16 protein-coding genes are annotated in these 26,158 nt (G+C 71.9%); 4 read left to right on the plus strand and 12 right to left on the minus strand.

The window, feature by feature from the left end:
• Positions 1 to 60 precede the first annotated feature (60 nt).
• Complete coding sequence (locus tag Pla133_RS09480) at positions 61 to 2,058, minus strand: formylglycine-generating enzyme family protein (RefSeq protein WP_145064674.1); 1,998 nt, start codon at positions 2,056 to 2,058, stop codon at positions 61 to 63.
• Between the two features lie 23 nt (positions 2,059 to 2,081).
• Between Pla133_RS09480 and Pla133_RS09485 the strand changes: the two genes are divergently transcribed.
• Positions 2,082 to 2,810 (plus strand): DUF6624 domain-containing protein, encoded by a 729-nt coding sequence (locus Pla133_RS09485; protein WP_145064675.1) that lies wholly within the window; start codon positions 2,082 to 2,084, stop codon positions 2,808 to 2,810.
• A 44-nt stretch (positions 2,811 to 2,854) separates the two neighbouring features.
• Here Pla133_RS09485 and Pla133_RS09495 read toward each other — a convergent pair whose 3' ends face one another.
• The 4 genes from Pla133_RS09495 to Pla133_RS09515 form a co-directional block, all read right to left on the minus strand.
• Entirely contained in the window at positions 2,855 to 4,201 is a 1,347-nt protein-coding gene (locus Pla133_RS09495) for a hypothetical protein (RefSeq protein WP_419195439.1), read from the minus strand.
• Between the two features lie 388 nt (positions 4,202 to 4,589).
• Positions 4,590 to 7,775 carry an efflux RND transporter permease subunit gene (locus tag Pla133_RS09505; protein WP_145064679.1) on the minus strand — a complete coding sequence of 1,062 codons (3,186 nt, stop codon included), beginning with the start codon at positions 7,773 to 7,775 and terminating at the stop codon, positions 4,590 to 4,592.
• Positions 7,772 to 9,148: an efflux RND transporter periplasmic adaptor subunit gene (locus Pla133_RS09510; RefSeq protein ID WP_145064680.1), complete on the minus strand. Its 1,377-nt coding sequence runs from the start codon at positions 9,146 to 9,148 to the stop codon at positions 7,772 to 7,774. Before Pla133_RS09510 ends, Pla133_RS09505 begins: the two co-directional genes overlap by 4 nt.
• Before the next feature lie 17 nt (positions 9,149 to 9,165).
• Positions 9,166 to 9,933: a TetR/AcrR family transcriptional regulator gene (locus tag Pla133_RS09515; protein ID WP_419192294.1), complete on the minus strand. Its 768-nt coding sequence runs from the start codon at positions 9,931 to 9,933 to the stop codon at positions 9,166 to 9,168.
• Between the two features lie 193 nt (positions 9,934 to 10,126).
• Here Pla133_RS09515 and hutU point away from each other — a divergent pair, with 193 nt between their 5' ends.
• Positions 10,127 to 11,818, plus strand: a complete 1,692-nt coding sequence (gene hutU / locus Pla133_RS09520) for a urocanate hydratase (protein WP_145064682.1) — start codon at positions 10,127 to 10,129, stop codon at positions 11,816 to 11,818.
• Positions 11,818 to 12,255: a VOC family protein gene (locus Pla133_RS09525; RefSeq protein ID WP_145064683.1), complete on the plus strand. Its 438-nt coding sequence runs from the start codon at positions 11,818 to 11,820 to the stop codon at positions 12,253 to 12,255. Before hutU ends, Pla133_RS09525 begins: the two co-directional genes overlap by 1 nt.
• 188 nt (positions 12,256 to 12,443) lie before the next feature.
• Here the strand turns inward: Pla133_RS09525 and Pla133_RS09530 are convergent, their stop codons facing one another.
• From Pla133_RS09530 to Pla133_RS09550, 5 genes are read right to left on the minus strand one after another with little or no spacing between them, the layout of a single operon-like run.
• Entirely contained in the window at positions 12,444 to 14,108 is a 1,665-nt protein-coding gene (locus tag Pla133_RS09530; protein WP_145064685.1) for a solute:sodium symporter family transporter, read from the minus strand.
• 2 nt (positions 14,109 to 14,110) lie between these two features.
• On the minus strand, positions 14,111 to 15,226 hold the full coding sequence (locus Pla133_RS09535; RefSeq protein ID WP_419192480.1) for a Gfo/Idh/MocA family protein: 1,116 nt from the start codon (positions 15,224 to 15,226) through the stop codon (positions 14,111 to 14,113).
• A gap of 5 nt (positions 15,227 to 15,231) precedes the next feature.
• Positions 15,232 to 17,523 (minus strand): c-type cytochrome domain-containing protein, encoded by a 2,292-nt coding sequence (locus Pla133_RS09540; RefSeq protein ID WP_145064687.1) that lies wholly within the window; start codon positions 17,521 to 17,523, stop codon positions 15,232 to 15,234.
• Complete coding sequence (locus Pla133_RS09545) at positions 17,520 to 19,016, minus strand: DUF1501 domain-containing protein (RefSeq protein WP_145064688.1); 1,497 nt, start codon at positions 19,014 to 19,016, stop codon at positions 17,520 to 17,522. Before Pla133_RS09545 ends, Pla133_RS09540 begins: the two co-directional genes overlap by 4 nt.
• A complete protein-coding gene (locus tag Pla133_RS09550; protein WP_145064689.1) occupies positions 19,016 to 21,979 on the minus strand; it encodes a PSD1 and planctomycete cytochrome C domain-containing protein in 2,964 nt (987 codons plus the stop codon). The genes Pla133_RS09545 and Pla133_RS09550 overlap by 1 nt, the downstream gene beginning before the upstream one ends.
• Before the next feature lie 89 nt (positions 21,980 to 22,068).
• Here Pla133_RS09550 and Pla133_RS09555 point away from each other — a divergent pair, with 89 nt between their 5' ends.
• The gene (locus Pla133_RS09555; protein ID WP_419192295.1) at positions 22,069 to 23,283 is read left to right on the plus strand and encodes a substrate-binding domain-containing protein; all 1,215 of its coding nucleotides are present in this window, start codon (positions 22,069 to 22,071) and stop codon (positions 23,281 to 23,283) included.
• On the opposite strand, the gene Pla133_RS09560 is transcribed toward Pla133_RS09555, so the two are convergent.
• Positions 23,271 to 24,314 (minus strand): radical SAM protein, encoded by a 1,044-nt coding sequence (locus Pla133_RS09560; RefSeq protein ID WP_145064691.1) that lies wholly within the window; start codon positions 24,312 to 24,314, stop codon positions 23,271 to 23,273. The two genes, Pla133_RS09555 and Pla133_RS09560, sit on opposite strands and share 13 nt — an antisense overlap.
• Positions 24,311 to 26,122 (minus strand): class I SAM-dependent methyltransferase, encoded by a 1,812-nt coding sequence (locus tag Pla133_RS09565; RefSeq protein ID WP_145064692.1) that lies wholly within the window; start codon positions 26,120 to 26,122, stop codon positions 24,311 to 24,313. Before Pla133_RS09565 ends, Pla133_RS09560 begins: the two co-directional genes overlap by 4 nt.
• Between the last annotated feature and the right edge of the window lie 36 nt (positions 26,123 to 26,158).

Raw genomic sequence — 26,158 nt, forward strand, 5'->3', positions numbered from 1 at the left:
GTTTCTCGGCGCGGTCCGGCGTCCTGGTCCCACCCGGCGCCGGAACCAGCGCCGCGGGGTTCAGTCGACGACCTGCTGCAGATCCCGAGCGATCCGCAGGCCCAGGGCGGCGCCCTCGGCGTCGGGCGTCGCGCTGGAGCGTTGGACCAGGCGCGCGTCGAGGGCGCTCGAGTTGTAGGCCCCGCCTCGGTAGGTGCGTCGGGTCGAACTCTGCGGGTCGACCAGCGGATCCTCGACCAGGGCCGTCGAAGCCGGCAGCCGATCCTGATAGCCGTCGGCGCACCACTCCCACACGTTGCCGTGCACGTGGTGCAGGCCGAAGGCGTTGGCGCGGAAGTCGTCCACCCGCGCCATCACCGTGTGCCCGTCGTCGAGCCACTCCAGGCGCCCGGCCCAGTTGGCGCCGCCATTGGCGCCGGCGTAGCGGTCGGCGAGGTTCACCGAGCCGGAGAGTGAACGGGGATCGCCACCGGTCGACCAGGCGGTGCTCGCTCCGGCGCGCGCGTCGCACTCCCATTCGGCCTCCGTGGGCAGGCGCAGGCCATGCCGAGCCAGGGCCGTCGTGGCCTCGTCCCAACTCACATTGGTGACCGGGTGGGCCAGGTCCACCTCGCGTCCGCCCCAGGTTCCGGGGCCGTAGCGGCTGGGGTTCTCGCCCACCAGGCGCAGCCACTGACCCTGGGTCAGCTCGTGCTTGCCGATGAAGTGCGGCGAGAGCTCGACCTGCCGCGGGGGGCCCTCGGCGTCGGTGGCCAGGGGGTCGAAGTTGGGGCCGCCGCGATCGCGGGACTGGGCGCCGATCCAACAGCGACCGCCGGGCACCAGCACGAGCACAGCGGCGCTGTCGCCGCCGAGCTCCAGCCGCCCGTCGGGTCCACGCGGGGTCGCCCTGCCGCTCGCCAGCCAGGCGAACTCGAGCAGGCCGCTGTCGGGGTCGGGACCCAGGGGCAGCAACCCGAGCTGCGGCTCGAGCTCCAGTCCGCGGTAGTCGTCGGACGTCCGCGCGAAGCGGATCGACTCCGCCCACGCCTCCCGCGCGTCGCGGTCCTCCAGGGACCGGTCGACCACCGTCTCGGCGAAGGCGATGCGGCGCGCGACGCCCCAACCGAAGCTCGGCGACAGGCCGCCCAGGGCCCCGTGTTCGGGGTCGAGCAGCGCTTCGAGCTGGTCGACCAGACGGCCCAGTCGCTGGGCCCACCAGAGCTCGTCGGCGCTCGCTTCACCGGCGGCGATGCGCTGCTCCAGTCGCGCCAGGGCCGAGCGGTCGTGGTCGAGCCCGGCCAACTCGGCTTGTGCCGCGCGGATCCACGCCTCCATGGCCGGCACCTTCTCGGGCGTCGCCGGCCACAGCTCGTCGAGTTCGGCGACGAGCTCGTCGAGGCGCGCCGCGGAGGCCAGGCGCAGGAGGTCGTCGCGCTCGGTGCGGGCCTCGGCCAGCCGCTCTTGCACCACGGCCTGCTCGTCCTCGAGCGCCTGCCTGCGCGCGAGCGCGGCTTCCACCTTGGCCCGCGCGGCCTCGACCTCGAGCTGCCGTGCGGCGGCCAGGTCGGCGAGGCGCTCGTTCTCGGCCAGGGCCGCGTCGCGCTCGCGTTCCAACTCGGCTCGACGCTCGGCCGAGAGGACGAGTTCGGCATTGGCGCTCTCCAGGGCCGAGATCGCTTCCTCGAGTCGGAGGCTCGACGCCTCGGCTTCGGACCGGGTCGCGGCCAGCGTCGCCCGGGCCGCGCTCAGGTCCGAGCGGGTCACCTCGAGCGCCGCGGCCTGCTCCTCGAGCTCCGAGCCGGCGCGGGCCGAGGCCAGTTGATCGCTGACGTCCCGCAACCGCGCGGCCACCGCGGCTGCCTGCTCCTGGGCGGCGGTGGCGCGACGCTCGGCGTCCTCGCGCGCGCTGATCTCGGCCGCGAGGCGCGAAGCGGGGCTCGCCGCGCCCATCGCGTCCATGCCCGCCGCGCCGAGCGCTGGCGACGGAGCGTCCCCGGAGGACGCCCAGTATCCACCGCCCAGGCCCGCGCCGAGTCCGAGTAAGCCGACGACCAAGGTGCGTGCGACGACGCTCATGGCGCGATAGTACGATCCGAGCGATGTCGAATCGCGCCCGTGAGTTGCTCCTCTGCGTCGGAGTCGTCGTAGGCCTCGTCGGTTGCGCCGTCGATCGCGAGACCTCGCCCGCGCTGACCTGGCGCCCCGGCTTCGAGCAGCGCCTGGCGCAGCTCGACGCGGCCCTGGAGGCCTCCGACCGCGAGCTGGAAGCCCGCGAGCCGCGCATCGACGACGTGGACTGGGTGGTGGAGCAGTTGGCCCTGCTCGGCGCTCGAGACCGGCTGGTCCAAGAGTCGTGGACCTCGATGTTGGGCGACGTCCCGCCCCTGCAGCGCAGCTTCGTCCGCCAGCGCCTCGCGCGCCGGGTCCACGAGACGCAGCTGCGCAACGCCGCCCTGATCGAACCCCTGCTCGATCGCCACGGTTGGTTCACGATCAGCGACTTCGGCCCCCAGGCCGACCGCGACGCCTGGCGGGTGATCCAGCACGCCGACGGGCGGCCCGAGCTCCAGGAGCGCGTCCTCCTGGTCCTGGACGGGCTGGTCGAGGTGGGGGAGTGCGACCCGGCCCACTACGCCTACCTGGCCGATCGGGTGGCCATCGGCCGCGGCGAGCCCCAGACCTTCGGCACCCAGGGCGAGTGCGTGGGCACCGGAGTCTGGCGGCCCTTCGCGATCATCGAGCCCGAGAACGTCGACGCGCGCCGGGCCCAACTGCGCCTGGCGCCCCTGGCCGAGTACGTGGCCCTGGCGGGGGAGATCTGTCCCTGATCCCGACGGAACGCCCTGAGCAGGCGTGGACGCGACTGAAGCTCCTACTCCTGACCCCAGGACTCGGCCAGTGCTTCGAAGCCGCCCTGCTGCAGGAGTCTGAACGAGTCGCCAATCTGAGCGCCACCAGTCGCGTTCCAATCGGGCGCCGACATCACGTCCGTCAACCCCTGGTCCTGGATTGCACCGAGCACGGGCGGGGAGAGGAGTTGGTCGAGCAGGTCGGCGTTGGCGCGGACGACTCGTCGAGCACGGATCGCAATCATCTCGGTCCTTGGAGTTCCACCCGTCGTGACCCAGAACTTGGAGTCGGTGTAGATCACGAGTTGGATGACGAGCAGCGCCTGGAACTCGGGAAGCTCCTTGGATGCTCCCGACAAGAAGGCGCGCGTAGCGTCGTTCCGCGCGCTCGCGTTCGGGTCTCGCAATGCGAGTGCGATCAATCGGATCGCGTCGAGGGTTGCGCGGGCAAGGATGCTCTGGTCCGAGGCCTGATTCGCGTAACGCGCGAATCGATCTTCCATCTCGACCGACCAAGTCGACGGGTCGCCCAAGCTCCCGATCATCACCTGGCCGAAATGGGTAGCCAGGGTGCCGCTCGAAAGCGTGCTAGAGAGGATCATTTCCGGAACGAGCTCGTCGAGCTCTGCGAGCGTGTCGACCTGGTCCGCCGCAGCGAACGATGAGACGACCTTCTCCAGCGCCAGCGAGAAGCCTGCCGAGGCACGCACGGACTGGCTCGCGGCGACGACGCGAATCGCGCTCATCACTCGCTCTCGCTCCTCGATCGAGAAGGATTTGACGGCATCGAGCCTCGCGGCCATGTCCTTGAGGTCCAGTAGTCCATCGCGCGCCGTGAGCTCTCGCTGCAGCCCGCCGATATTGGAGTCCACTGCGGCATGCACCTGCTCGTTCAAGATCGTCTGCATGGCCTCGGCCTGGCGGAGGCTCTCGGTCTTGTAGTTACTGAGGTCGCGCGCGACCTTGTCGCTCGCGTCCTGAGCTCCTGCGGCCAAGGACTCGGCGCGATCCGCGGTCGCGGTGACCGGACCGACCACAGTCGTCTTGAGTTCCTCGCGCAACGTGCCGGCGATCGGTGTCGTGACCAGTGCTGCGACTGCGGAGAATCCGACAAAGCCGAAGAAGACAGTCAGGATCCCATAGAACCGTTGGGCTCGCTGTTGGGCGGCATGCAGTCGGCCGTAGACTCGTTCGGTCGTTTGGCTCGCGATGTAGTTGACCACGTGGTCCCGACTGACTATGAGGTCGTCGGACAGACCCGATCGCTCCTCAACCCCGCGGACTTGCACGCCCAAGACCGCCCCGGAGTCGACCGCCCCGGAGTCGACCGCCCCGGAGTCGACCGCCCCGGAGTCGACCGCGTGCGGCACGGTCGGTGTCGTCCCATCGGTCTGGAACGGTGTCGTTCCGTCGGTCTGGAGTACGGCCGTGGGTACGGCCGGGGGTACGGCCGGGGGTACGGCCGGGGGTACGGTCGAGGCTGCTGTCTGACATGAGGCTCCGGCGGCCTTGGAAGCGGCTCCGTCGGGGTCAGGAACAGCAGCGCCACGCGGCGCTTGGGGACGCAATTCGTCGTTCGACGACATGTCTGCTCTCCTGTTGCAGAAGGTCTGTCGATCTGAACGCAAATCTCCGCCGAGGCCGGCCAAGGAATCTCAATGCAGCCTTCGATCGCAACGATTGGTCCGGGGTCGTTGGCCGCTCTCGTGGCCAATCAACTACCCGGGCGACGAGATCCTCGGCCGGTCCCTCGTCGCCTCAGCCCACGGCGGGAGTCGGGACTTCTGCGCGGGTCTTGATTGGCGCGGACCGGCGCGCGAAACGCGGCCGCTCGCGGTGCAGCATCCGATAGGTGCAGGGCACGAAGGCCAGGGCCAGGATCGTCGCGCCGACCACGCCGAAGCCCAGGGCCACCGCGAGGGGCGGCCAGAACTGACCGCCGGCGATGATCAGCGGGGTGAAGCCGGCCATGGTCGTGATCGTGGTCGAGAGCACGTGGCGCGTGGAGCGCACGACCACTCGGACGATTGCCGCGGCATCTCCGGTGCGGGCCTCGAGGTCGTCGCGGATGGCGGCCAGGACCACGATGCTGTCGTTGATGGCCACGCCGATCAGGCCCATGGTGCCGATGATCGCCATGAAGCCGAACGGGAAGCCGAAGGCGTACAGGGCCAGGGTCGACAGGCCGGTCGAGAACAGGCCCACCGCGCCGATGATGGCGGCCATCCGGAACGAGTTGAAGGACAGCACCAGCACGGCGACCATGACCACCAGCAGCAGCCCGACGAAGGCCATCAGATTGCCGATGGCCTCGTCGCGTTCGGCCGATTCGCCCCCGACGGTGAGGGTGTAGCCGGGGGGCGCCTCGAAGCCGGCGGCGTCGAGCGCGGCCAGGAAGCCCTCCAGACCCGCACTGGGCAGGATGCCCGCTTCGAGGTAGCCCTGGACCGAGTTCTCCCGTTCGCCGTTGCGGCGGCGGATGGAGGCCAACTCCGGCTCGAGTCGCACTTCGCCCAGGGCGGCGAGTGAGGTCCAGGTGGGCGCGCCGTCCGCGCTGCGGACCTGGAGCGGCAGACCCTGGATCGAGGCCAGGTCGGCCCGGTCCTGGTCGCGCAGGCGCACGCGCACCGGCAGCTCCTCGCTGGCCTCGAGCAGGGAGCCGCCCAGGCGCCCGTCAAGCAGCCCTTCGAGGGCCCGGGCCAGGGCGACGCGGTCGAGCCCGGTGCGCGAGAGCTGCAAGTCGTCGGCCTCGAACCACAGCTTCGGGCGATCCGCGGCCACCGTCGTGCGCGTGTGCACGACACCGGGCACGCTGGCGAGGATCCCGCGCAGCTCGCGACCGAGTTGGTCCAGGCGTTCGACGTCCGGTCCGGAGATCTGCACTTCGACCGGCGCGTCGAAGGGCGGACCCTGCTCGAGCAGGCGCACCACGGTTTGTACGTGGGGGAGGGCTGCGTCGAGCTCCCGTTGCAGGTCGAGCGCCACGCGCTGGGCGCCCCGCGCCCCGCGCAGTTGGATCAGCGCCTGGGCATAGAAGGCCGCACCCTCGGTGCCTTCGGGGATGTTGTAGTAGAACTTCGGCGAGCTGGCGCCGACGAAGGCGTGCACCGCGGCGACATCGGGATGCTCCAGCGCGACGCGGCGCAGCTCGGCCACGGCCGCCGAGGTCTCGTCGATGTCGGACTGTTGCGGCAGCCACATCTGGACCTGGAATTGGTCGCGATCGGTAGGCGGGAAGAACTGCTCCTGCAGGCGCGGCATGGCCGCCCAACCGAGGATCGGCAGCACGAAGGACATGCCCACGCCCAGCAGCGGCCGCTTCACGATCCCGGTCAAGAAGCCGCGGTACACGCGCAGCAGCCCTGCGCTGTGCACGCCGCGGTGCCACCAGCTCGGCGTCTCGCCGAGGCGGGAGGCCCTGGCCATCAGGGCGGTGAACGAGGCGATCACGGTCACCGAGAGGAACAGCGAGCTGATCAGGGCCAGAGAGACCGTGATTCCGATCGCGCCCACGAACTCTCCCGCGGGCCCCGGCATCAGCACGATCGGCATGAACGCCAGCACGGTCGTCAGGGTCGAGCCGAGCAGCGGCACGAACAGCCGCCTCACGCTCTCGTTGACCGCCGCGCCCGGCGAGTGTCCCTGGTCCAACTCGTGGCGGACCTCGTCGACCATCACGATCGCGTTGTCGATCAGAAGACCCAGGGCGATGATCAACCCGGTGACCGACATCTGGTGGATCGGCACACCGAGGGTCCGCATGCCCTGCAACACCATCAGGGTCGTCAGCGGCAGGGCCAGCCCGACCAGGACCGCCGAGCGCCAGCCCATCATCACCAGCAGCGAGAGCACGACCAGCAGCGCACCGAGGCCCAGGTTGGCGAACAGGTTGTCGAGGCGCTGTTCGGTGTAGCCACTCTGGTCGAAGATCACTTCGACGCCGATCGAGCCGGACAGCTCAGCCTTGAACTCGGCCACCGTCTCGCGCGCACGCGCCGCCCAACGGTCCACGCGCACCGTGTTCTCGAGGATCGCGCCGACGGTCACGCCCGGCCGCCCGTCGATCCAGGCCAGGTCCCGGGGCGGGTCGGCCACGGTCTTCTCGATCTGCGCGACGTCGCCCAGGCGCACCACCTGCCCCGCGGGACCGGTGGCGACGATCGCGTCGCGCACGCGCGCCAGGGAGTCGAAGTCGCCGGTCACCTCGAGGGCGACCTCGGAGCCGACGGCGTGCAACCGGCCTGCGGAGACCTTGGAGTCGTCGTCGGCGACGAGGCTGCTCAGGTCGGCCATCGACAGGCCCAGGGAGGCGAGGCGCGCCGGGTCGATCTCGACCAGGATCTCTTCCTCGGAGTCGCCCAGGATCTCGGTCTCCTTGGTGCCGGGCAGGGCGCGCAGTCGGTCCTCGAGGTCTTCGGCCAGGCGCGACATCACGCCGCGCGGCGCGGGGCCAGCGCCGTTCCAGACCACGGCCGCGATCAGCGCCTTGGCGTCGACCTCCTGCTCGTCGAAGACCGGCTTCGAGGCCTCGGTGGGGAGCTCCTGCTCGGCGCCGCTCAGGCGATCGCGGACCCGCGACCAGACCTCGTCCACCTCCAGCACCTCGTCGGCCAGCTCGACGATCAGGGTCGAGATGCCCGTGCGCGAGTCGGACTCGAGCAGGTTGATCTCCTCGACGTCCTGCAGGGCCTCCTCGAGCTTCTCGGTCACCAGGGACTCGACGCGCTCGGCGCTGGCGCCGGGCAGGCGCGTGATGACCGTGGCGAAGCGTCCGGTGAGTTCGGGGTCCTCGCGGCGCGGCAGCAACTCGTAGGACGACAGGCCGGAGACGACGATCAGCGCCAGGGCCAGGAACATCAACCGCGGGTTGCGGAAGAACAGGGTGCGCCAGCCGCCGGGGGTCGCCTCCGCGGGGTGGCTGATCTCGGTGCGGGACGCTGTCACCGTTGCACCTCGACTTCGGCCGCCAGGCGCACCGCTTGCCCGGCCGTGACGCGCTGGGCGCCGTCGGCCAGGACCAGTTGGCCCGGGGCCAGGTCGCCGCGCACCAGCACCCGAGCGCCGTCGGTGGCGAGGCTCTCGAGCTCGCGGCGCTCGACCCGGTGGGTCGCGCCGTCGACGCCCGCGTCGTCGCCGGCGGCGAGGGGCGTCAGCACGTAGGCCGCCCACAGGCCGCGGCGGGCGTTGACGAGCCCTTCCGCGGAGAGCCACAGGCCTTCGAGCGGGACCCTCTCGACGGTGACCAGCTCGGCCAGTTGGCCGGGAACCACCGCGCCCAGCTCGACGTCCGCGAGGCGCAGCACCGCGGTGCGCGTGCGCGTCGTCGCATCCACGCCGGGCAGGCAGGCGATGAACTCGCCCTCGAAAGAGCGCTCGCCGATGCGCAGCTCGCGGCGGTCGCCGGCGGTGAGCTCTGCGGCCACCTCGGTCGGCAGGCCGATCCAGGCCTCGAGGTTCACGGCTTCGACCAGGGTCACCACGGGCGCCGCGGGTGCGGCGACCGAGCCCACCTCGGCCAGGACCCGCTCGACGACCCCGTCGAAGGGAGCCTCGATGCGGCTGCGGTCGAGGTCCACGTCGATCCCGACCAGCTCAGCGTCGAGTTCTGCGACGCGCGCCTCCTGGGCGCTGAGCTGTTCGGGGCGCGTGCCGGTCTCGAGCTCCGCCAGCTCGGCGCGGGCCATGGCCACCGAAGCGCCCAGGGCGGCGGCGTCGAGCCGCGCGGCGTCGAGCTCCTCGGCGGAGATGGCCTCGCTGGCGACGAGGTCGCGGCGGCGGCCCTCGACGATGCGCGCCAACTCCAGACGTTGTTCGAGTTCGTCGACGCGGGCGGCGGCGGCGTCGATGCGTTCGGTCCGCGGACCCGCGCGCAGCTCGTCGAGCTGGGCCTGGGCAGCGTCCCGCCGGGCGGCGACGGCGGCGCGCCGGGCCTCCACGTCGCGCACGTCCAGAGCGGCGATCAGGTCACCGGCGGACAGGCGCTGGCCCTCGTGCACGGCGAGGGTCGCGATGCGCGCGGAGCGTTCGAAGGCCAGGTCGCTGGCGCGCCGCGCCCGCACCTCGCCGGCGAAGGTGCGGCGGCGCTCGTAGCCGTCGACGGGGGTGACCCGCACGGCGTTGACCGGCAGCGCGTTGTTGCGCTCGGGCACGGCGCGGATGCCTCCGCTCTCGCCGTCGTCCGAGCCTGCATAGGTCACCGCGCCCCAGGCCGCAGCTCCCAGGGCCATTGCCCCCGCGGCAACCACCAGCACCAATCGCAGGCTGCTGCGTCCACGGGTCTCGGTCGCCGGTTCGATGCTCACGTCGCGCTCGCTCATGGCTTGTCCTCGCACGGTCAGTCCTTCTGCACGGGGCTGGCCGCGTCGTCGTCGCGCGCGGCCAACTGTTCGAATTCGTCAGCGAACACCTCCGCGCGCACGCGGGCGTAGGTCGCGTTCCAGTCGTGCTCCGTGAAGAGCGGACGCCAGCCATAGCCGTCGAGCAGGGCGTGGCAGTGGCGCATCAGCAGCTCGGGGCTGTCGGCGATGCCGAGGTGCTCGAGCGGGATGTCGAGCTGCGAGAGGGACTGGGCACCCCAGTGCAGGGACCACAGCCCGTGGGCCACCATGCCCGGCACCACGCCCGGCGGCAGTTGCAGGTCGCCCGCGGCGGCGGCCTCGAGCACCGTTCCGACCACGGCACCGGCGCAGGCCTCCTCGCACACCTCGAGCGCCTCGCGCCGCTCGGGCCGGACCTTCTCGCCCAGGGACTGGGCCTTGACGATCTGGGTCAGGCGGATGTCCTCGGGGTAGAGCGCGGCCCACAGGCTCGAGCCGATGCCGATCGCGCAGCAGCGCTCGCGCGTCCCACCGTCGAAGGCCGCCGCCCGCTCGAAGAAGCGGCGCTTGGCCTCGACCACGCGCAGGCCGAGGGCGGCGACGACCTCCTCCTTGTTGTCGAAGTGCAGGTAGACCGTGCCCTTGGAGTACTCGGTGGCCTCGGCGATGCGGTCCATCGTCAGGCCCAGGTAGCCGCGCTCGAGCAGGATCGAGCGGGCCGCGTCGAGCAAGAGCTCTTCGCGCTCGGCGATTTCGCGTTGCTTGCGGGTGGGGGGGGCGTCCATGGGGCGCACCTTCTCGCCGGCCGTCCTCCAGAGTTCAACTGACGTTCCGTCAAAAAATGACCAAGCGTCGTCCCCAGGGCCAGAATCACCGCCTGCGGCGCTCAGAGGGGCCTTGGACACCAAGGGAAGGCCGGAGCCCGCTCGGAGGCGGGTTATCCTGCCCCGCTCGCGCCACCACCCACGACGGCACCCCATGACTCCCCCCAGCACGACCTCCGCCCCCTTGCAGATCACCCCCGGCCCCCAGGTCGCGCCCCGCGGCCCCGAGCGGCGCTGCAAGACCTGGAAGGCCGAGGCGGCCCTGCGGATGCTGCTCAACAACCTCGATGCGGAGGTGGCCGAGGACCCGGGCAACCTGGTGGTCTACGGCGGCACCGGCAAGGCCGCGCGCACCTGGGACGACCTGCGCGCGATCGTGCGCACCCTCGAGCGGCTGGAGGCGGACGAGACCCTCCTGGTGCAGTCGGGCCGTCCGGTGGGGGTCTTCAAGACCACCGAATTCGCGCCGCGCGTCTTGATCGCGAACTCGAACCTCGTGGGTCACTGGGCCAACTGGGCCCACTTCCGCGAGCTGGAGGAGGCCGGGAAGATGATGTACGGCCAGATGACCGCGGGCTCGTGGATCTACATCGGCACCCAGGGGATCCTGCAGGGCACCTACGAGACGTTCGCGGCCTCGGCGGCCAAGCACTTCGGCGGTTCGCTCGACGGGCGCCTGGTGGTCACCGCCGGCCTGGGCGGGATGGGCGGGGCCCAGCCCCTCGCGGCGACCATGAACGGCGGCACCTGCATCGCCGCCGACGTGGACCCGGCGCGGATCCAGATGCGCCTCGACACGCGCTACTGCGACGAGCTGAGCCACGACCTCGACGCGGCCATCGATCGGGCGCTCGAGTGGAAGGACGCCAAGGTGGCCAAGTCGATCGGCGTGGTCTGCAACGCGGTGGATCTCTTGCAGCGCCTGATCGAGCGCGGGATCACGCCCGACGTCCTGACCGACCAGACCAGCGCCCACGACCCGATCGGGGGCTACGTGCCGTCGGGAATGAGCCTCGAGCAGGCCCTGGCCCTGCGCGCCAGTGACCCGGCCGAGTACGAGCGGCGCTCCTACGCCACGATGGTGCGCCACTGCGAGCTGATGATCGAGTTGCAGGCCAAGGGCGCCGACACCTTCGACTACGGCAACAACCTGCGCGGCCACGCGAAAGAAGCGGGCCTGGCCAACGCCTTCGACTTCGAGGGCTTCGTGCCCAAGTACGTGCGGCCCCTGTTCTGCGAGGGCAAGGGGCCCTTCCGCTGGGCGGCGCTGTCGGGCGATCCGGCGGACATCGCGGTCACGGATCGGATCGTCAAGGAGCTGTTCCCCGAGGACAAGGCGCTGTTGCGATGGCTCGACATGGCCGCCGAGCGGATCCAGTTCCAGGGCCTGCCCGCGCGCATCTGCTGGCTGGGCTACGGCGACCGCGCCAAGGCCGGGCTGGCCTTCAACGAGGCCGTGCGCCGCGGCGAGATCTCCGCACCGATCGTGATCGGCCGCGACCACCTCGACTGCGGCTCCGTCGCCAGCCCGAACCGCGAGACCGAGGCCATGAAGGACGGCACGGATGCCGTGTCGGACTGGCCGATCCTGAACGCGATGCTGAACGTCGCGTCCGGCGCCGCCTGGGTCAGCTTCCACCACGGCGGCGGCGTCGGCATCGGCTACAGCCTGCACTCGGGCCAGGTCTCGGTGGCCGACGGCACCGACGAGGCGGCCCAGGCCCTCGAGCGCGTGCTGACCAACGACCCGGGAACGGGCGTCATGCGCCACGTGGACGCGGGCTACGAGATCGCCGAGAACTGCGCCCGCGCCAAGGGCATGGACCTGCCGCTGCTCGAGAGCTGATGGAACCGATCCTCGATCACATCCAGATCACCGTCCGCGACATGGCCGTGGCCGAGCCCTTCTACGACCGGCTCATGCCCCTGCTCGGCTTCTCGCTCGAGCACAAGGGCGGGACCGTGATCGATGCGCACGAGTTCCACGTCGTGGAGTACTGCCACCCGCGCCTGGCCTTCGCGATCACATCGCCCCGCAGCGCGTTCGCGGACGAGCAGGTCCATCGCCGCCGGCCCGGGTCGGTGCACCACATGGCCTTCCGGGTCGATTCGCGGGACGAGGTCGATCGGCTGTACCGGGAGCTCGTGGCGATCGGTGCGACGATCGTCACGCCGCCCAAGGAGTACCCGGAGTACGTGCCGCCGGGCTACTACGCCGTGTTCTTCAAGGACCCCGACGGGATCAAGTACGAGATCGTCTGCGCGGGCGAGCGGGCGGGGTAGCGTCGAGGGGGCCGGTGGCGTGGGACGCACGGTGGCTGGGCGTACGGTGGCGGGACCATTTGTCCCAACGGGGCCCGAACCGCCGGCAACGCCGGCGGTTCGGGCCCCCGTTGGGACAAATGGTCCCGCCACCGTACGCCCACCCACCGTACGCCCAATGGTCCTGCCACCGTACTCCCACGCTCGAGCTACCAGAACACGACGTAGAGCACCACGGTCGCCGCGAGCACCGCAGCGCCCATCAACCCCGCGCGGGGGTGGGGCGTGAGGTCCACCACCGAGCGGTCCGCCAGCACGCACGGCTCGGCCAGGGGCGAGCGCCGCTCGAGCCAGAGCATCAGCGCCACCAGCACCAGGAACAGCACGAACATGTGGTAGAGGAAGGCCATGCTCGCGTAAGCGTAGAGCGCCGCCGCGATCGAGCCCGCAGCCTGGGCCTCCTCCGCGCTCCAGATCCAGGTCGGCGCGCGCGATGCCAGATACAGCAGCGGGCCCGCGAGCAGGGCGAACTTGGCCGCGGCCGCCGGCGCGCGCGGACGCAGGAGGCCGACGGCGAAGACCGCGCAGGTGGGGGCGGAGACGAAGCCCCACAGCTCCTGGATGTAGTTGAAGACCCCGTCGAAGCGGTGGATCACCGGCGCCCACAGGCACGCCGCGATGGCCAGCACCGCCGTGGTGATGCGACCGACCCGCACTGCCCCGCGCTCGGAGAGGTTCGGGTTCACGTGGCTGGCCCACAGGTCGAGCGACACGATCGTCGCCGCCGAGTTGAGGCCGGAGTTGAAGGTGCTCATGACCGAACCGGCGATGGCGGCCAGCATCAGGCCCAGCAGCCCGGCCGGCAGCAGCTCACGCAACAGCGCCGGGTAGGCCCCGTCCAGTTGGTCGGCCGGCAGCCGGTCGCCCAGGGTTTGTACCGCCATCATCCCCGGCAGCACGACGATCAGCGGCAACAGCAGCTTGATCGCGCCGGCGAAGAACAGGCCCTTCTGTCCCTCGGCCAGGGAGCCCGCGGCCAGGGTGCGCTGGGTGATGAATTGGTTCAGGCCCCAATAGAACATCACCGGGATCCACAGGCCCGAGATGAGCGACAGGCTGGGCACGTCCGGATCGTTCCAGGGCCGCACCACGTGCAGGCGCTCGGCGTTGGCCCCAGCGAAGCTCCGCCAGCCGGCCAATAGACCCTCCCCGTCGCCGAGCACGTTCAGGGCCATCACCGCAACCATCGCGCCGCCGATCAAGAGGGCCGAGCCCTGGATCAGGTCGGACCAGACCACCGCCTTGAGCCCGCCGACCACGGTGTAGATCGAGGCGGCGAAGCCGATGCCCCACACGCCGAGCTGGAAGGCCACGGCCTCGGCTCGGTCCGGCTCCAGACCGTAGCTCGACTGCAGCCAAGCGGGCACGTCCAGCACGTTCGACAGGAACGTCGCGCCGGAGTACAGCACCGTCGCCAGCACGGTCAACACGAAGAAGACCGCCATCAACAGCGCCAAGATCGAGCGCGTGGTGCGGTCGAAGCGGTACTCCAGGAACTCCGGGATGGTGAAGATCCCGGCGCGCAGGAACTTCGGCAAGAGCCACCAGGCCACGAACACCAGCGCCGGCGCCGCCAGCCACTCGTAGCTGGCCACCGCGAGGCCCGAACGCGCCGCGTTGCCGGTCATCCCGACGAAGTGCTCCGTCGAGATGTTCGAGGCGATCAGGCTGAAGCCGATCAGCCACCAGGACAGGCCGCGTCCGGCGAGGGAGTAGTCCGCGCGGTCGCGCTCGCCGCGCGAGGCGAGCAGCGAGACCGCCGCCACCAGGGCCAGGAAACCCACCAGCACCGCCAGGTCGAGGGTCGTCAGCACGACTAGAGGAACTCCGGGAGGTCGGGGACGTCGAGCTCGAGATCGGAGAGGGTCAGGCCCTCGGGGAGCTGGAAGTCCTGCGGCAGGGTCTCGTAGATGGCCTGGCGCCAATCGATCATCAGCCGGGCGATCACCGACGACTCGTCGTGGTCGACCAGCGGCCAGGTGGGCCCGAGCCACTGGCCGGATCGGACGAGGTCGCGGAAGGCCAGGGCTTCGAGGGCGAAGCAGTCCAGGGGCGACGGAACCTCGCGGCGCTCCACGTGGCCCTCGCGGTCGATCAGGATCGCGCCGACCAGGCCCCGCCTGCGACCTTCCGGCATGAAGGGGTGCTCGAGGGTCGCCGTGGCCCGGCTGCCCACGACTCGCGCCGAACAGCCGCCGTCGCGGGTGATGGCGGCGCGCAGGTGGGCCTCGATCTCGCCGATGCGGACGGTCGCGCGCGCGTCGCCGATGACCATGGACGGGGTCAGCTCGCCCTCCGCGGCGACCAAGGCGGCCGACTGGAGGATGTCCGACCCGCCGCCGGCCTCGGCTCGCGCGACGCCCAGGGCAAGCGAAAGGGGGTAGCCGCCCACGTCGAGGATCGCCCCGCCGCCGAGGGCGAACTTGAACAGGCGGTGCTGCGGGTCGAAGGGGCAGTCGAAGGCGAACTCCGACTCGACGCGACGGATGGTGCCGAGCTCCCCCGCGCTGATCAGCTCGAACAGGGCCGCGACCTGCGGGTGGGTCCGGTACATCCAGCCCTCCATCAGCGCCACGCGCGTTCGGCGTGCGTGCCGGATCAGGCCCGAGCACTTGCCCAAGGGCAGCACGAGCGGCTTCTCACACAGAACGTGGATGCCGCACTCCAGGGCCAGGCGCGCCGGCTGCAAGTGCTCGGTGTGGGGGGTCGCGATGTAGACCGCCTCCATCGGCGCGGCCGGGTCCTCGTCCATGAAGAACGCGAGCCTGTCGTCGAAGGCCCGGCCACCGAACTCGGCCGTGAAGTCCTCGAGCCGCTCACGACCGCGACCGAGCACCCGGGTGATCCGCGCCGCGCCGCTCTCGATGGCCGCGGCCGCGAAGACCCGCGCGACCTGGCCGGGTCCGACGATCCCCAGGTTCAGGGGCGCCATGTCGCTCACGGGGCGGCCTCCACGACGACGAGGTTGGAGAGTGCGTCGCCGAACAACTCGTGGTCCTCGAACTCCCAGACCAGCTCGCCCGCGGGGGTCAGCTCGACCGCCTGGGGTTGGCCCGGGCCCGCGTGGCAGTTGCCGACGAGCAGGTTCCCGCCGGACAGCTCCTGCAGCGCGGTGGTCCAGGCCAGGCGCACGCCGTACACGTCGTCCTGACCCAGGTGCCAGCGCAGGGAGCCGCTCGGCCGCACGCGCAAGAGGGACGAGCCGTTGCCGGTGGAGATCAGCGTGTCGCCGTCCGCCAGGCGCAGGGCGCAGAAGACCTGGTCGCCGTGGGCCTCGGGTCCGTGGCCGGGCGCGGGCTCGCGGTCGAAGAGCGGCACGTCGTACTCCCAGACCACCTGGCCGGTGCGGTCGTACTCACGCACGACACCGTCGCGCTCGTGGGCCACGAGGAAGGTGCCGGTGGGGGTCGGGCGCACCAGGCGCGTATCGCTGTGGACGCTGTGGCCGTCCAGGGTCAGCGGGAACTTGTCGACGATCTCGCCGGCCGCGTCGACGAACACCACGCGCCCGCGCCCGGACTCGGCCACCATCGTCGTGCCGTCCTCGAGCCGGCGGAAGGCGTGGACCTCCACCGGACCCTCGCCGCTGGCGGCCGCGTCGTACTGCCACAGCACCTCGTCCGTGGCCGTGTCGACCTCGAGCAGGTGGGTCCAACTGTCCTGGAACAGCACGCGGCCGTGCTCGCCGGTGGTCGCGCCGAGCCACTGGATGTCGTGCAGGTCGCGGATGGGGTGCTCCCACAGGAGCTCCGCGTGGCCGATGGCGACCTCGCGCAACAGGGCGATGCGGCCCGTCGACGCGTCGGCGGCCAGGACGCGGCGCACGGGGCGATCGGCCAGGGGAGCGCTCGGCAGACCGCCGTCGAAGCTGACCTGCAGGTCCTGGCGCTCGGCGGTCAGCTCGGCGACGTCCGCCGGCGTCAGCGCGGTGTCGAACAGCACGAGTTGCTCGAGCCGCTCCAGGCCCTCGATCGCCGGCAGGGCGAGGGACGTGACCCGCGTGGAATGCAGGTTGAGGTAGCGCAGGCGCGGCGCGCGAGCGGCAAGGGTCGCCACCTCCGCGTCGCCGGCGCTGGAGCGTTCCAGGTGCGCGCGGTCCAGGGCCGGGAGCTCGCCCAGGCCCGCGAGGCCCTCGCCGGCGAGGTCCAGCCCGGCGAGGCGCAGCTCGACCACGCGCTCGGCGATGGGGGCCAGGGCGGCGAGGTTCGCGGCGTCGGGCGTGACGCCGGTGCCTCCCCAGTCGACTTCCAGCCGCCGCTCGGCAGCCGGTGCGCCGAGGTCGATCACGAGGGCCGCGATGCGCGCGCCGCTCGCGAGGGCGACGTCCGCGACCGTCGACTCGGCCGCAGCGGCGAGGGCTCGGTTCGTCGAGAGCTCGGCCTCCACGTCGATCTCGGTCGCGCCGCGTTCGATCCAGCGCGCGAGCGCCGCGATCTCCGCCTCCGCCAGGGGCGCGCCGGTCGGCGGCATGGCGTCCTCGTCGTCTCGGGGCAGGGTCACGCGCTGGTAGATCGTCGAGCCGAGCGGAGCTCCGGGGCTGACCACCGACAGCAGCCCGTCGAGGAGGTCCAGGCGCAGGTCGCCCTTGGACTTCGACTCCCCGTGGCACTCGAAGCAGCGTCGCTCGAGGGCCCCGAGCACGAGCGTCGCATCGGCGCGGGCGGCGGTGCTGCCCTCGAACTCGCCGTCGGACGCCGCCAGCAGGCTGGCCGCGGAGCCGTCCGTGGCCGCAGGCTCGCGCGGCGGCCCGCCGAGCAGCACCGCCAGCACCGGCGGCGCCTTCTCGCTCAAGAACCTCGCACCGTGGGTCAACTCGCCCCCGTGGTGCCCCGCGATGACGGTCAAGCCTGCGCAGGCCACCAGGGCCACACGCCGCGCGACCGAGGACCACTCCGAGCGGCCGAACAGGTCGAGCAGCGCGACGAGGGTGGCGACAACGGCCACGGCGATGCCGAGCAGGCGGTGCTCGTCCACCAGCTCGCCGGCGTAATCGGCTTCGCGCCCGAGCAACCAACCGCTGCTCGCCGCGATCGCGGCCGAGAGGGCCAGGCCGACGATCACCAGCCGTCGCGGGACCGCGGCCGAGGCGCGGAAGGCGGAGACGGCTTCCAGCAGGAACGCTGCCGCCAAGAGACCGATCGGCAGGTGCAACAGCAGCGGGTGCAGGCGCCCGGCGAACTCCAGCCACTGCTCGGTCCCGAACACCTGCGCGGTGCCTTCGACGCTCAAGCCAGCACCTTGTGGATCGGCTCCGCGCCCTCGACGCCGACGAGCTTCTGGTCGAGCCCGCTGAAGAAGTAGGTCAGCCCGTTCGGGTCCAAGCCCATCAGGTGCAGGATCGTCGCGTGCAGGCGTTTCACGTGATAGCGGTCCTCGACCGCCTTCGAGCCCAGCTCGTCGGTCGCGCCGACGCTGGTCCCACCCTTCACGCCACCCCCGGCCATCCACATGGTGAAGCCCCACGAGTTGTGGTCGCGCCCGGTGCCCTCGGCGTACTCGGCCGTGGGTTGGCGCCCGAACTCGCCGCCCCAGACGACCAGGGTCTCGTCGAGCAGCCCGCGCCGCTCGAGGTCGACCAGCAGCGCCGCGATCGGCCGATCGGTGCGCCCCGCGTGGCGCGTGTGGTTGAACACCAGGTCCCCGTGGGCGTCCCAGTTGTCGTCGTTGTGGCCGCCGCCGGAGTAGATCTGGATGAAGCGCACGCCGCGCTCCACCAGGCGTCGCGCCAGCAGACACTTCGAACCGAAGTCGTGGGTGACCGGGTCGCCCAGGCCGAAGAGCTCGCGCGTCGCGGCACTCTCGGCGCTCAAGTCCACGGCTTCGGGCGCCGCAGACTGCATGCGGTAGGCCAGCTCGAACTGCTCCAACCGCGCCGCCAACTCGGGGTTTCCAGCGCGCGCCTGGGCGTGCAGCCCGTTCTCCTGGGCCAGGTGATCGAGGAGCAACCGCTGGGCGGCTGCGTCCATGCCCTGCGGGCGTTCGAGGGCCAAGATCGGGGCGCCTTGCGTCCGGATCTGGACCCCCTGCAAGGACGCCGGCATGTAGCCGCTGGTCCAGTTCTTCGCACCGCTGATCGGACCGCCGCTCTCGTCCAGCATCACCACGTAGCCCGGCAGGTCGCGGTTCAGCGTGCCCAGGCCGTAGTTGACCCAGGAGCCCAGGCTCGGGTGGCCGGAGATGATCCGGCCCGTGTTCATGTTCAAGAGCGCCGAGCCGTGGATCGGACTCTCGGCGTACATGCCGTGCAGGAAGGCGATCTTGTCGACCTGGGTACCGAGGCAGGGGAACAGGTCCGAGACCTGCTTGCCGCACTCGCCGTAGGGCCGGAAGCGCCAGCGCGGCGCGACCAGGCGCCCGCCGGGCCGCTTGCCCTGGCGGCCGAAGGTCGGCACGTCGACCGTGCGACCGTCGAGTCCGTAGAGGTGCGGCTTGTGGTCGAAGGTGTCGATCTGGCTCGGCCCGCCGTACATGAACAGGAAGATCACGTGCTTGGCGCGCGCGATGCGCTCCGCGCTCATCGGACGCCCGGCGACGGGGTTCGCGCCCGAGCCGTCGGCCGCGCGGGCCTGGGCGCCGAGGAACTCCGAGCCGAGCATGCCGGTCAACGCCACGGCGCCGAAACCACCGGCGGTGTCCCAAAGGAACTGACGGCGCGAGGTGACGCAGGCGCGACCGTGGGGCGCAGCAGCGTCGCGAGAGGGCTGCGGTTCGTCGGCGTGCATCAGTCGAGCCAGAGGAACTCGTTGCGATTCATGAGCGCGAGGGCGAACAGCTCGAGGGCGCGTCGCTCGTCCAGGGCGTAGCCGTCGCGCAGATCGACCAAGAAGGCCTCCGCGCGCTCGACCTCACCGTCCAGGGGCGCGCGGCACAGGGCGCGTTCGATGCCGAGGGAAAGGCGGGCGCGCGGATCGTCCGTAGCGGCGATCAGGGCCTCCGCGAGGGCGGCCGCACGCCCGTTCACGAACTCGCCGTTGAGGGTCAGGAGGGCCTGGGTCGGCACGTTGGTCGGAAAGCGCGCCGGGCAGGGCAGGTCGGGGTCGGGCTGGTCGTGGGCCGCCAGCAGCGGCTCGCGCAGGGAGCGCTTGACGTGCACGTAGAGGCTGCGCCGTGCGGCCTGGGCCGGGGTCGCCTGGCCCCAGGCCTCCGTGGGCCGCGAGGCGGTCGCCAGCACCTCGGCGGGTAGAGGCGGGAAGACGCTGGGACCGAAGCGCTCGGGCTCGAGCTCGCCGCTGACCGCGAGGGTCGCGTCGCGGAACTCCTCGGCCGTGAGTCGGCGCGGCTCGTAGCGCCAATAGAGGTCGTTCCGCGGATCGGCCGCCAGGGACGCGTCCGGACCGACGGTGGCCATGCGGTAGGTGCGGCTCTCCATCAGGTAGCGCTGCAGCGACTTCCTGGACCAGCCGCGCGCGATCAGCTCGCAGGCCAGGTGGTCGAGGAGCTGCGGGTGGGTCGGCAGGTCGCCCAGGCGGCCGAAGTCGCCGGAGGTGCGGCACAGGCCGCGGCCGAAGACCGACTGCCACAGGCGGTTGGCCTCCACCCGCGCGGCCAGGTGGGCGCCGCCGTCGAAGAGCCAGCCTGCGAGGGCGCGGCGGCGACCGCTCGACTCGGCCTCCAAGGAGACCTCGGGGAACGCGAGCGGGCCCGCGCCGGTTCGGGTGCCCACGGACCAGGCCCTCGGCGTCCCCGGTCCGACCTCGTCGCCGGGGGCGTGGACGCTGCCGCGCAGGTGCACGAATTGCGCCGGGGGCTCGCCGCCGCGCTCGTAGGCGACCTGGGCCGGGAAGGGCTCGGCCACCGGTGCGGTCAGCAGGGCCGCGCGTTCGTCGAGCGCGAGCTTGCAACGGCGCGCGAGGCCGTCGTCCGCGCGCTGGGGCAACAGGTTCTCGAGCGCCGCGAGGGTCGCCCCCTCCGCATCCCCGTCCCGCCCGGTGTCGAGGCCCGCGTCCAGGTACTGCCCGCCGGCGGTCTGGGTGCAGTCGAGCGCCAGCACGTTGCGCCCGACCACCAGGGCGGCGAGGGCGGTGTCGTCCAACTGGAACTCGCCGTAGTCCACGCGATAGCCCTCGCGGTGCAGCACGCGCTGGCCGTTGAGGAACACCGTCACGTCCTCGTCGTGGTGCAGGGCGAGGCGCAGAGCGGACGGGATCGCGTCCAGGCGGAAGGTCGTGCGCAGTTGGATGCGCGCGCTGTCCCAGACGGTTCCGACGCGGGCGCCGGGGGTTCCGACCGTGCCGAAACCGCCGGGGCCCTCGCTCCAGGTGCTGTCGTCGAAGGCCGGGTTGGTCCAGCCCTCGGTCGCTGAGCCGAAGTGGTAGCGCCAAGCGGCGCCGGCCCCCCGTGCGTCCGCGACCAGGACCTGACCGGCGCCGCCACTGGGCAGGCCGAAGTCGGCTGCGAACTGCTCGAGCTGCGCGTCGAGCTCCGCGACGCGCGCGTCGCGCTCGGCGGCCGTCGGCAGGAGCGCGGCGTCGGGAGCGCGGACGTCGCGCGTGGCTCCCGGACCCTGGCCCTGGCTGTAGCCACCCCCGCCGTAGCTGACCAGGCCGGCGAAGGTGGCGGTGAGCCCGTAGTACTCGCGCTGGCTGATCGGATCGGCCTTGTGGTCGTGACAGCGCGCGCAGCCCATGGTCGTGGCCATGAAGACCTGCGACGTGGTGTCGACGATGTCGGCGATCTCGTTCGCGAAGGCCTGCTCGGGATCGGCGGGCTCGTCGTCCCACACGCCCAGCCGGTAGAAGCCCGTGGCCAAGAGGGCCTCCGCGCGCGCCGCCGGGTCGTCGAGCTCGGTCGCGATCTCGTCGCCGGCCAACTGCAGCGCGGCGAAGCGGTCGTAGGGCAGGTCCGCATCGAACGCACGCACGACCCAGTCGCGATAGCGCCACACGTTGCGCTTGGCCCCGTCGCGCTCGTAGCCGTTGGTCTCGCCGTAACGCACCAGATCCAGCCACTGCCGCGCCTGGTGCTCGCCGTAGTGGGGGCTCTCGAAGAGCTCGTCCAGGAGTCCGGACCAGGCGCGCTCGAAGCCGTCGGACTCGACCCGCTCGAGGAACCTCGCACGGTCGTCGGAGCTCGGCGGCAGGCCGGTCAGGTCGAAGGTCGCCCGGCGCAGGAGCGCCTCCGGCCTGGCCTGTTCGGCCGGGCGCAGGCCCCGCTCGTCCAGGCGGTGACCGATGAAGGCGTCGATGGAGGACCGCGACCACTCCTGGTCGAGCACCTCGGGCACCACCGGCGGCACCAGCGGGTCGTAGGCCCACCAGGGATCGCTCGGCGCGGGCCCGTGGCGCTCCATCGGGTGGGCGTCGGGATCGGCCAGCTGGCCGGCCGCACCCTCGGGCCAGGTCGCGCCCGCGAGGACCCAGGCTTCGAGCAGGGCCCGGTCCGCCTCGGCCAGGGGCCCCGAGGGCGGCATGGCCAGGCTCGGATCGCCGTAGCCGATGACGCGCAGCAGCCGACTCGCGGCTGGGTCGTCGGCCTGCACCTGCGCTCCGCGAGCTCCGCCGAGGGCGAAGGTCGCCCCGTCCGCGAAGGACAGCCCGCTCTCGCGCTTGGCGCCCCCGTGGCACTCCAGGCAGTTGCGCTCGATCACCGCGCGCACCGCGGCGAACCCGTGACCGTCGGCCTGGGCCGCCGAGGCCAGCGAGGGCGAGGCGAGGGCCGCAAGGAGGAGCGAGGGAATGGGCTGCATGGATGGGGGAGAGCCGCTCTCCGGCGACCTTGACGGTACTGTGGGCGCCGCCCGCGCGGAACGTCCCCTTGGCCACTGACCCGGACCCCATGGACAGCGATCGACCCGACCGGACCGCCTCGGCGGTGGCCTGCGCGGGGTCGGCACCGCCTCGGACCGGACGCTCGGTACTCCTGGCCCTGTCCTGGTACGACCCCCGGGTGCACCGGGGCGTGGCCCGCTACGCGGCCGAGCGCGGCTGGCGCCTGGATGCCCGCATGGCCAACTCGCGCGAGCCGGTCTGGGGTTGGCAGGGGGACGGGGTGCTCTGCAAGCTCGGCTGCACCGCGGTCGACGAGCAGGTGGCCCAGCTCGTGGCCAGCTTGGGCTTGCCCGCCGTGGACCTCTCGGTCTTCGGTCCGCACCACGGCGTGACGGCGATCGAGTTCGACCCGGACCACATCGGCGCCCTGGCCGCCGACCACCTGCTCGCGCGCGGGATCCGACACCTCGCCTTCTTCCCCGACCTCGACGCCCCGCCGGTGCGGCTGCGGCGCGAGGGCTTCGCGCGGGCCCTGGCCGAGCGCGGGCTGGGCCTCTTGGACCTGGCGCCGGTGCAGACCGACCAAGTGGACGGCTGGATCGCGGCCGAGGAGGAGCTCGGTCGCCGCCTGGCCGAGCTGCCGCGCCCCGTCGGCGTGCTGTGCTTCAACGACACCTGGGGGGCCCAGGTGGTCCATGCGGCCGGGCGCGCGGGGCTGCGGTGTCCCGAGGACGTGGCCGTGCTGGGCGTCGACAACCAGGCCCTGGCCTGCGAGGCCCTGCCGGTGCCCCTGTCGAGTGTGGCCCTCGATCTGGAAGCCTGGGGCGAGCGGGCGGCCGCGCGGCTCGACGCCCTGATGGGGGCGCGCGAGCGCGGGGAGCGGCCGACCGAGCCGAGCCTGGAGCGCCTGGCGGTCGGCACCGTGGTCGCGCGGCGCAGCACCGACCTGGTCGCCGTCGCACACCGCGACGTGGCCGCGGCGGTGGCGTTCATCGCGCAGCACCTGGCCGATCCGGTCCGGGTCGACGCGGTGGTGGCCGCCGGGCGCCTGTCGCGCTCCGGCCTCAAGCAGGCCTTCGCCCGCCACCTGGGTCGCTCGATCCAGGGCGAGATCGAGCGCGCGCGGCTCGAGCGCATCCGCGGCCTGCTGCTCTCCACGGATTGGTCGCTCGAGACCATCGCCGGCGAGGTCGGTCTGTCGAGCGCGCGCAGCGTGCACCGCCTGTTCACCCGCGGCGGCGAGGCCGGCCCCGCCGAGTTCCGCCGACGCTACAAGGGCTGAGCGGCCGTGGCCGGCGTCATCGTCGGCGACTCGTGCCCGACCTCCGCATCGGCGGGCGGCTGGTTGAGTGCCTCTTCGGGGTGGTGGGCGGCGTTCTTGTAGAACTCGTTCTCCGACCAGTTGTTCGCGTCCACGCAGGTGCGGCAGGGTGTCAAGTCCTTCCCGCAGCCGGTCCGCGAGCGCAGGTGGTTCGCGATCGCGCCCCGGTAGGCCCCGTGCAGGGAGTCGCGCATCACGTTGCCGATCGCCAGGTCCATGTTCGTGTCGAGGTTGCAGGGCGAGAGGTCGCCGCGCCAGTCGATCATCAGGTAGCGCTCGTTCCAGATGTTGCAGGCGTGGGCGCGCACGGCCGGGTCGGCCATCTTGCCGCCGTAGCTGAGCATCTGTTTGAGCAGCACCACGTCCTCGGGACCCAAGCGCGGACGCCAGCGCTCGACGAACGGCAGGCGTTCGCCGGTGTTGTGGGAGCTCTTGACGAAGACCAGGCGCGTGGGGCAATGGTCCGCGAGGCCCAGCCAGTAGTCGATCTTCTCGTTGATCGCATCCATGCGATCGGCCTCGTCCACGATGTTGCCGTCCAGGTCGCGGACCTGCCCGGGCCGGGCGCGGTTGAAGACCTCGGGTGTCACCGCGTCCACCGACAGGCGCGCCAGGTCGAGGCGCACTTCGATCCACTTGGCGAGGGTCTCGCGGGTGACGAGGGACAGGTTCGTGTTGAGCTCGAGGGCGAAGCTCTCGCGGCGCCCCAGGCGATCGAGGTAGTCGAAGTAGCGCCGGTGCAGGGTCTGTTCGCCGAAGAAGCCGAGCTCGACCCAACCGGCGACGCGCTCGCACTCCTCGACGGAGCGCTCGAAGACCTCTGGCGACATCATCCCGGTGCGACGGTTGTAGGGCGCGCCGGCCTCGGTGACCCTGTCGCCCGTGAAAGCCTGGGGGCAGATCGGGCACTTGAAGTTGCAGGCGTTGGTCAACTCGAGGTCGACCCGCAGGCGTTGTTCTTGGGGGTAGATCGGCGAGACGGGCGCACTCATCGCGCGCCCCCGGGGACGCCGATGGAGCGCAGGCCGCCAGCGTTGGTCGGAGCGGCCACGGCGACCTTCTTGGCCACGATCGTGACCCGCGCTCCGTCGGCGTAGTCGTCGGCGTGGTCGACCCCGAGCGCCGAGCCGAAGGGGCAGGGCAGCACCTGGGGCTCGAAGCCGAGCTCGCGCAGCACCGCCAGCAGCTTGGCGCGGTTGGGGGTCACCTTGCGCCGCGTCTCGCGGATCGCGTTGAACTGCACGTCGCCGGGCTCGTCCACCAGCACCTCGGGGCCGTCCTGCACACGGGTGTCGACGATCAAGGTGCCGGTCGTCACCGCGGCGGCCCAGCGCAGGATCTCCGCGTAGTTCTCCACGTGGTAGAGGATCCCGGCGCAGAGGGTTACATCGAACGGACCGCGGTCGCGGATCGGGGCCCAGTCGGCGGAGTCGGAGATGTTGCCGCGCACGAACTGCGCCGCCCCGGCGGGCAGGAAGCCGTTGGCCTCCCAGTACAGGCGCGCCTGCTCCACGTGCCGCTCGCGCCCTTCGAGGCCGAAGACCGAGGTCGCGCCGGCGCGGGCGTAGTAGCTCGACCAGAAGGCGCAGTTGCAGGCCAGGTCGAGCAGGCGAGCGCCGCGCATGTCGATCGCGGCGAGCACGCCCTCGACCAGCAGCTGGGCGCGGTTCGCGGCGCGCGAGGTCAGGTACTCGGCGCTGCACGGACTGCCGATGCCCGGAAGCACGACATGGTCGCCGAGCTCGACGGGATAGAACCAGGGGTGCAGTGCCGCCGCTCGCGCGGCCAGGTCACGGTCGAGGGTCGCACCGGGGCCGACCAGCACGCCGCGTGGAGCACCGCCCGCCGGGGTGCCGTTGATCAAGTCGGTCAGCTGGCCGGGATCCTCGATGCGCGGTAGCTCCAGGCGCGCGTAGGCCCCGCGCAGGGTGTCGCTCGCCAGGGCGATGCGCACGCTCGAGCGCGCCTGCACTTCGCGCCAGCCGCTTGTCTCGCGCGGCGCGAGCACCAAGCCCACGGCCAGCGGTGTATCGCTGCCGAGCACGCGGCCATGGGCGCCCTCGATCGCGGCCAGGACCTCGCCCTCGTCGCCGTCCTGGCGCGGCTCGTAGAGCAGGGCCAGAACCGTGTCGTCGCGGTCGCTGAGCACGCCGGCGAAGGCGCGGAAGAACGTGTCCAGGACCTGGGGGTCGTCGTAGCGAGGCCAGGCCAGGACGATGGTCGGGTCACCGCCGCTCGTGTCGTCGGCCTGGACCTCGCGGGCAGCTCGGTCGACCTGGTCGGCCGCCTCGATCGGATGGCTGGCGATCGGGGCGGGGTCGTCGACACTGGCGCGGCGGTTGGTCGTCACCGTCAGGCCGAAGTCCTCACCGTGGGCGATACGCGGCGGGTCGAACCCCGCGGCGGACAGCTCGGCCGCCAGGCTCTCGCGGGTCCAGGCCCAGCGGCGGCCCGCTCGGTGCGGCGAGTCGGGATGCCCGAACAACGCCGCCAGACCCTGGTCGACCCCGTCGACCAGTCGCCCGACGAGGGCCGCGGCCACCGCCGCGTCCGGTGTGCGCAGAGCCAGGCTCCCCCCGGGCGCCAGGACCCTGCGCCACTCGGCGAAGGCGCGCCGGGCGGTGGGCAGGTCCAGGTCGCACAGGGGCGGGCGCAGCTCCAGGGCCCCGACCGAGCCGTCGGCCACGGCGACCAGCGCGATCGGGTGGGCCACCAGATCGGGCGCGTGCACCGGGTCCTGGTCGACGCGGGTCCAGCCGTCGCGGCGCTCGGGGCCGCATTCCAAGAGGAGTTTCTGCACGGGGGTCGGTGGGGGTCGTCGGGAGCTGGCCGCGCG

It is taken from the genome of Engelhardtia mirabilis (assembly GCF_007748095.1).
GTDB lineage: Bacteria > Planctomycetota > UBA1135 > UBA1135.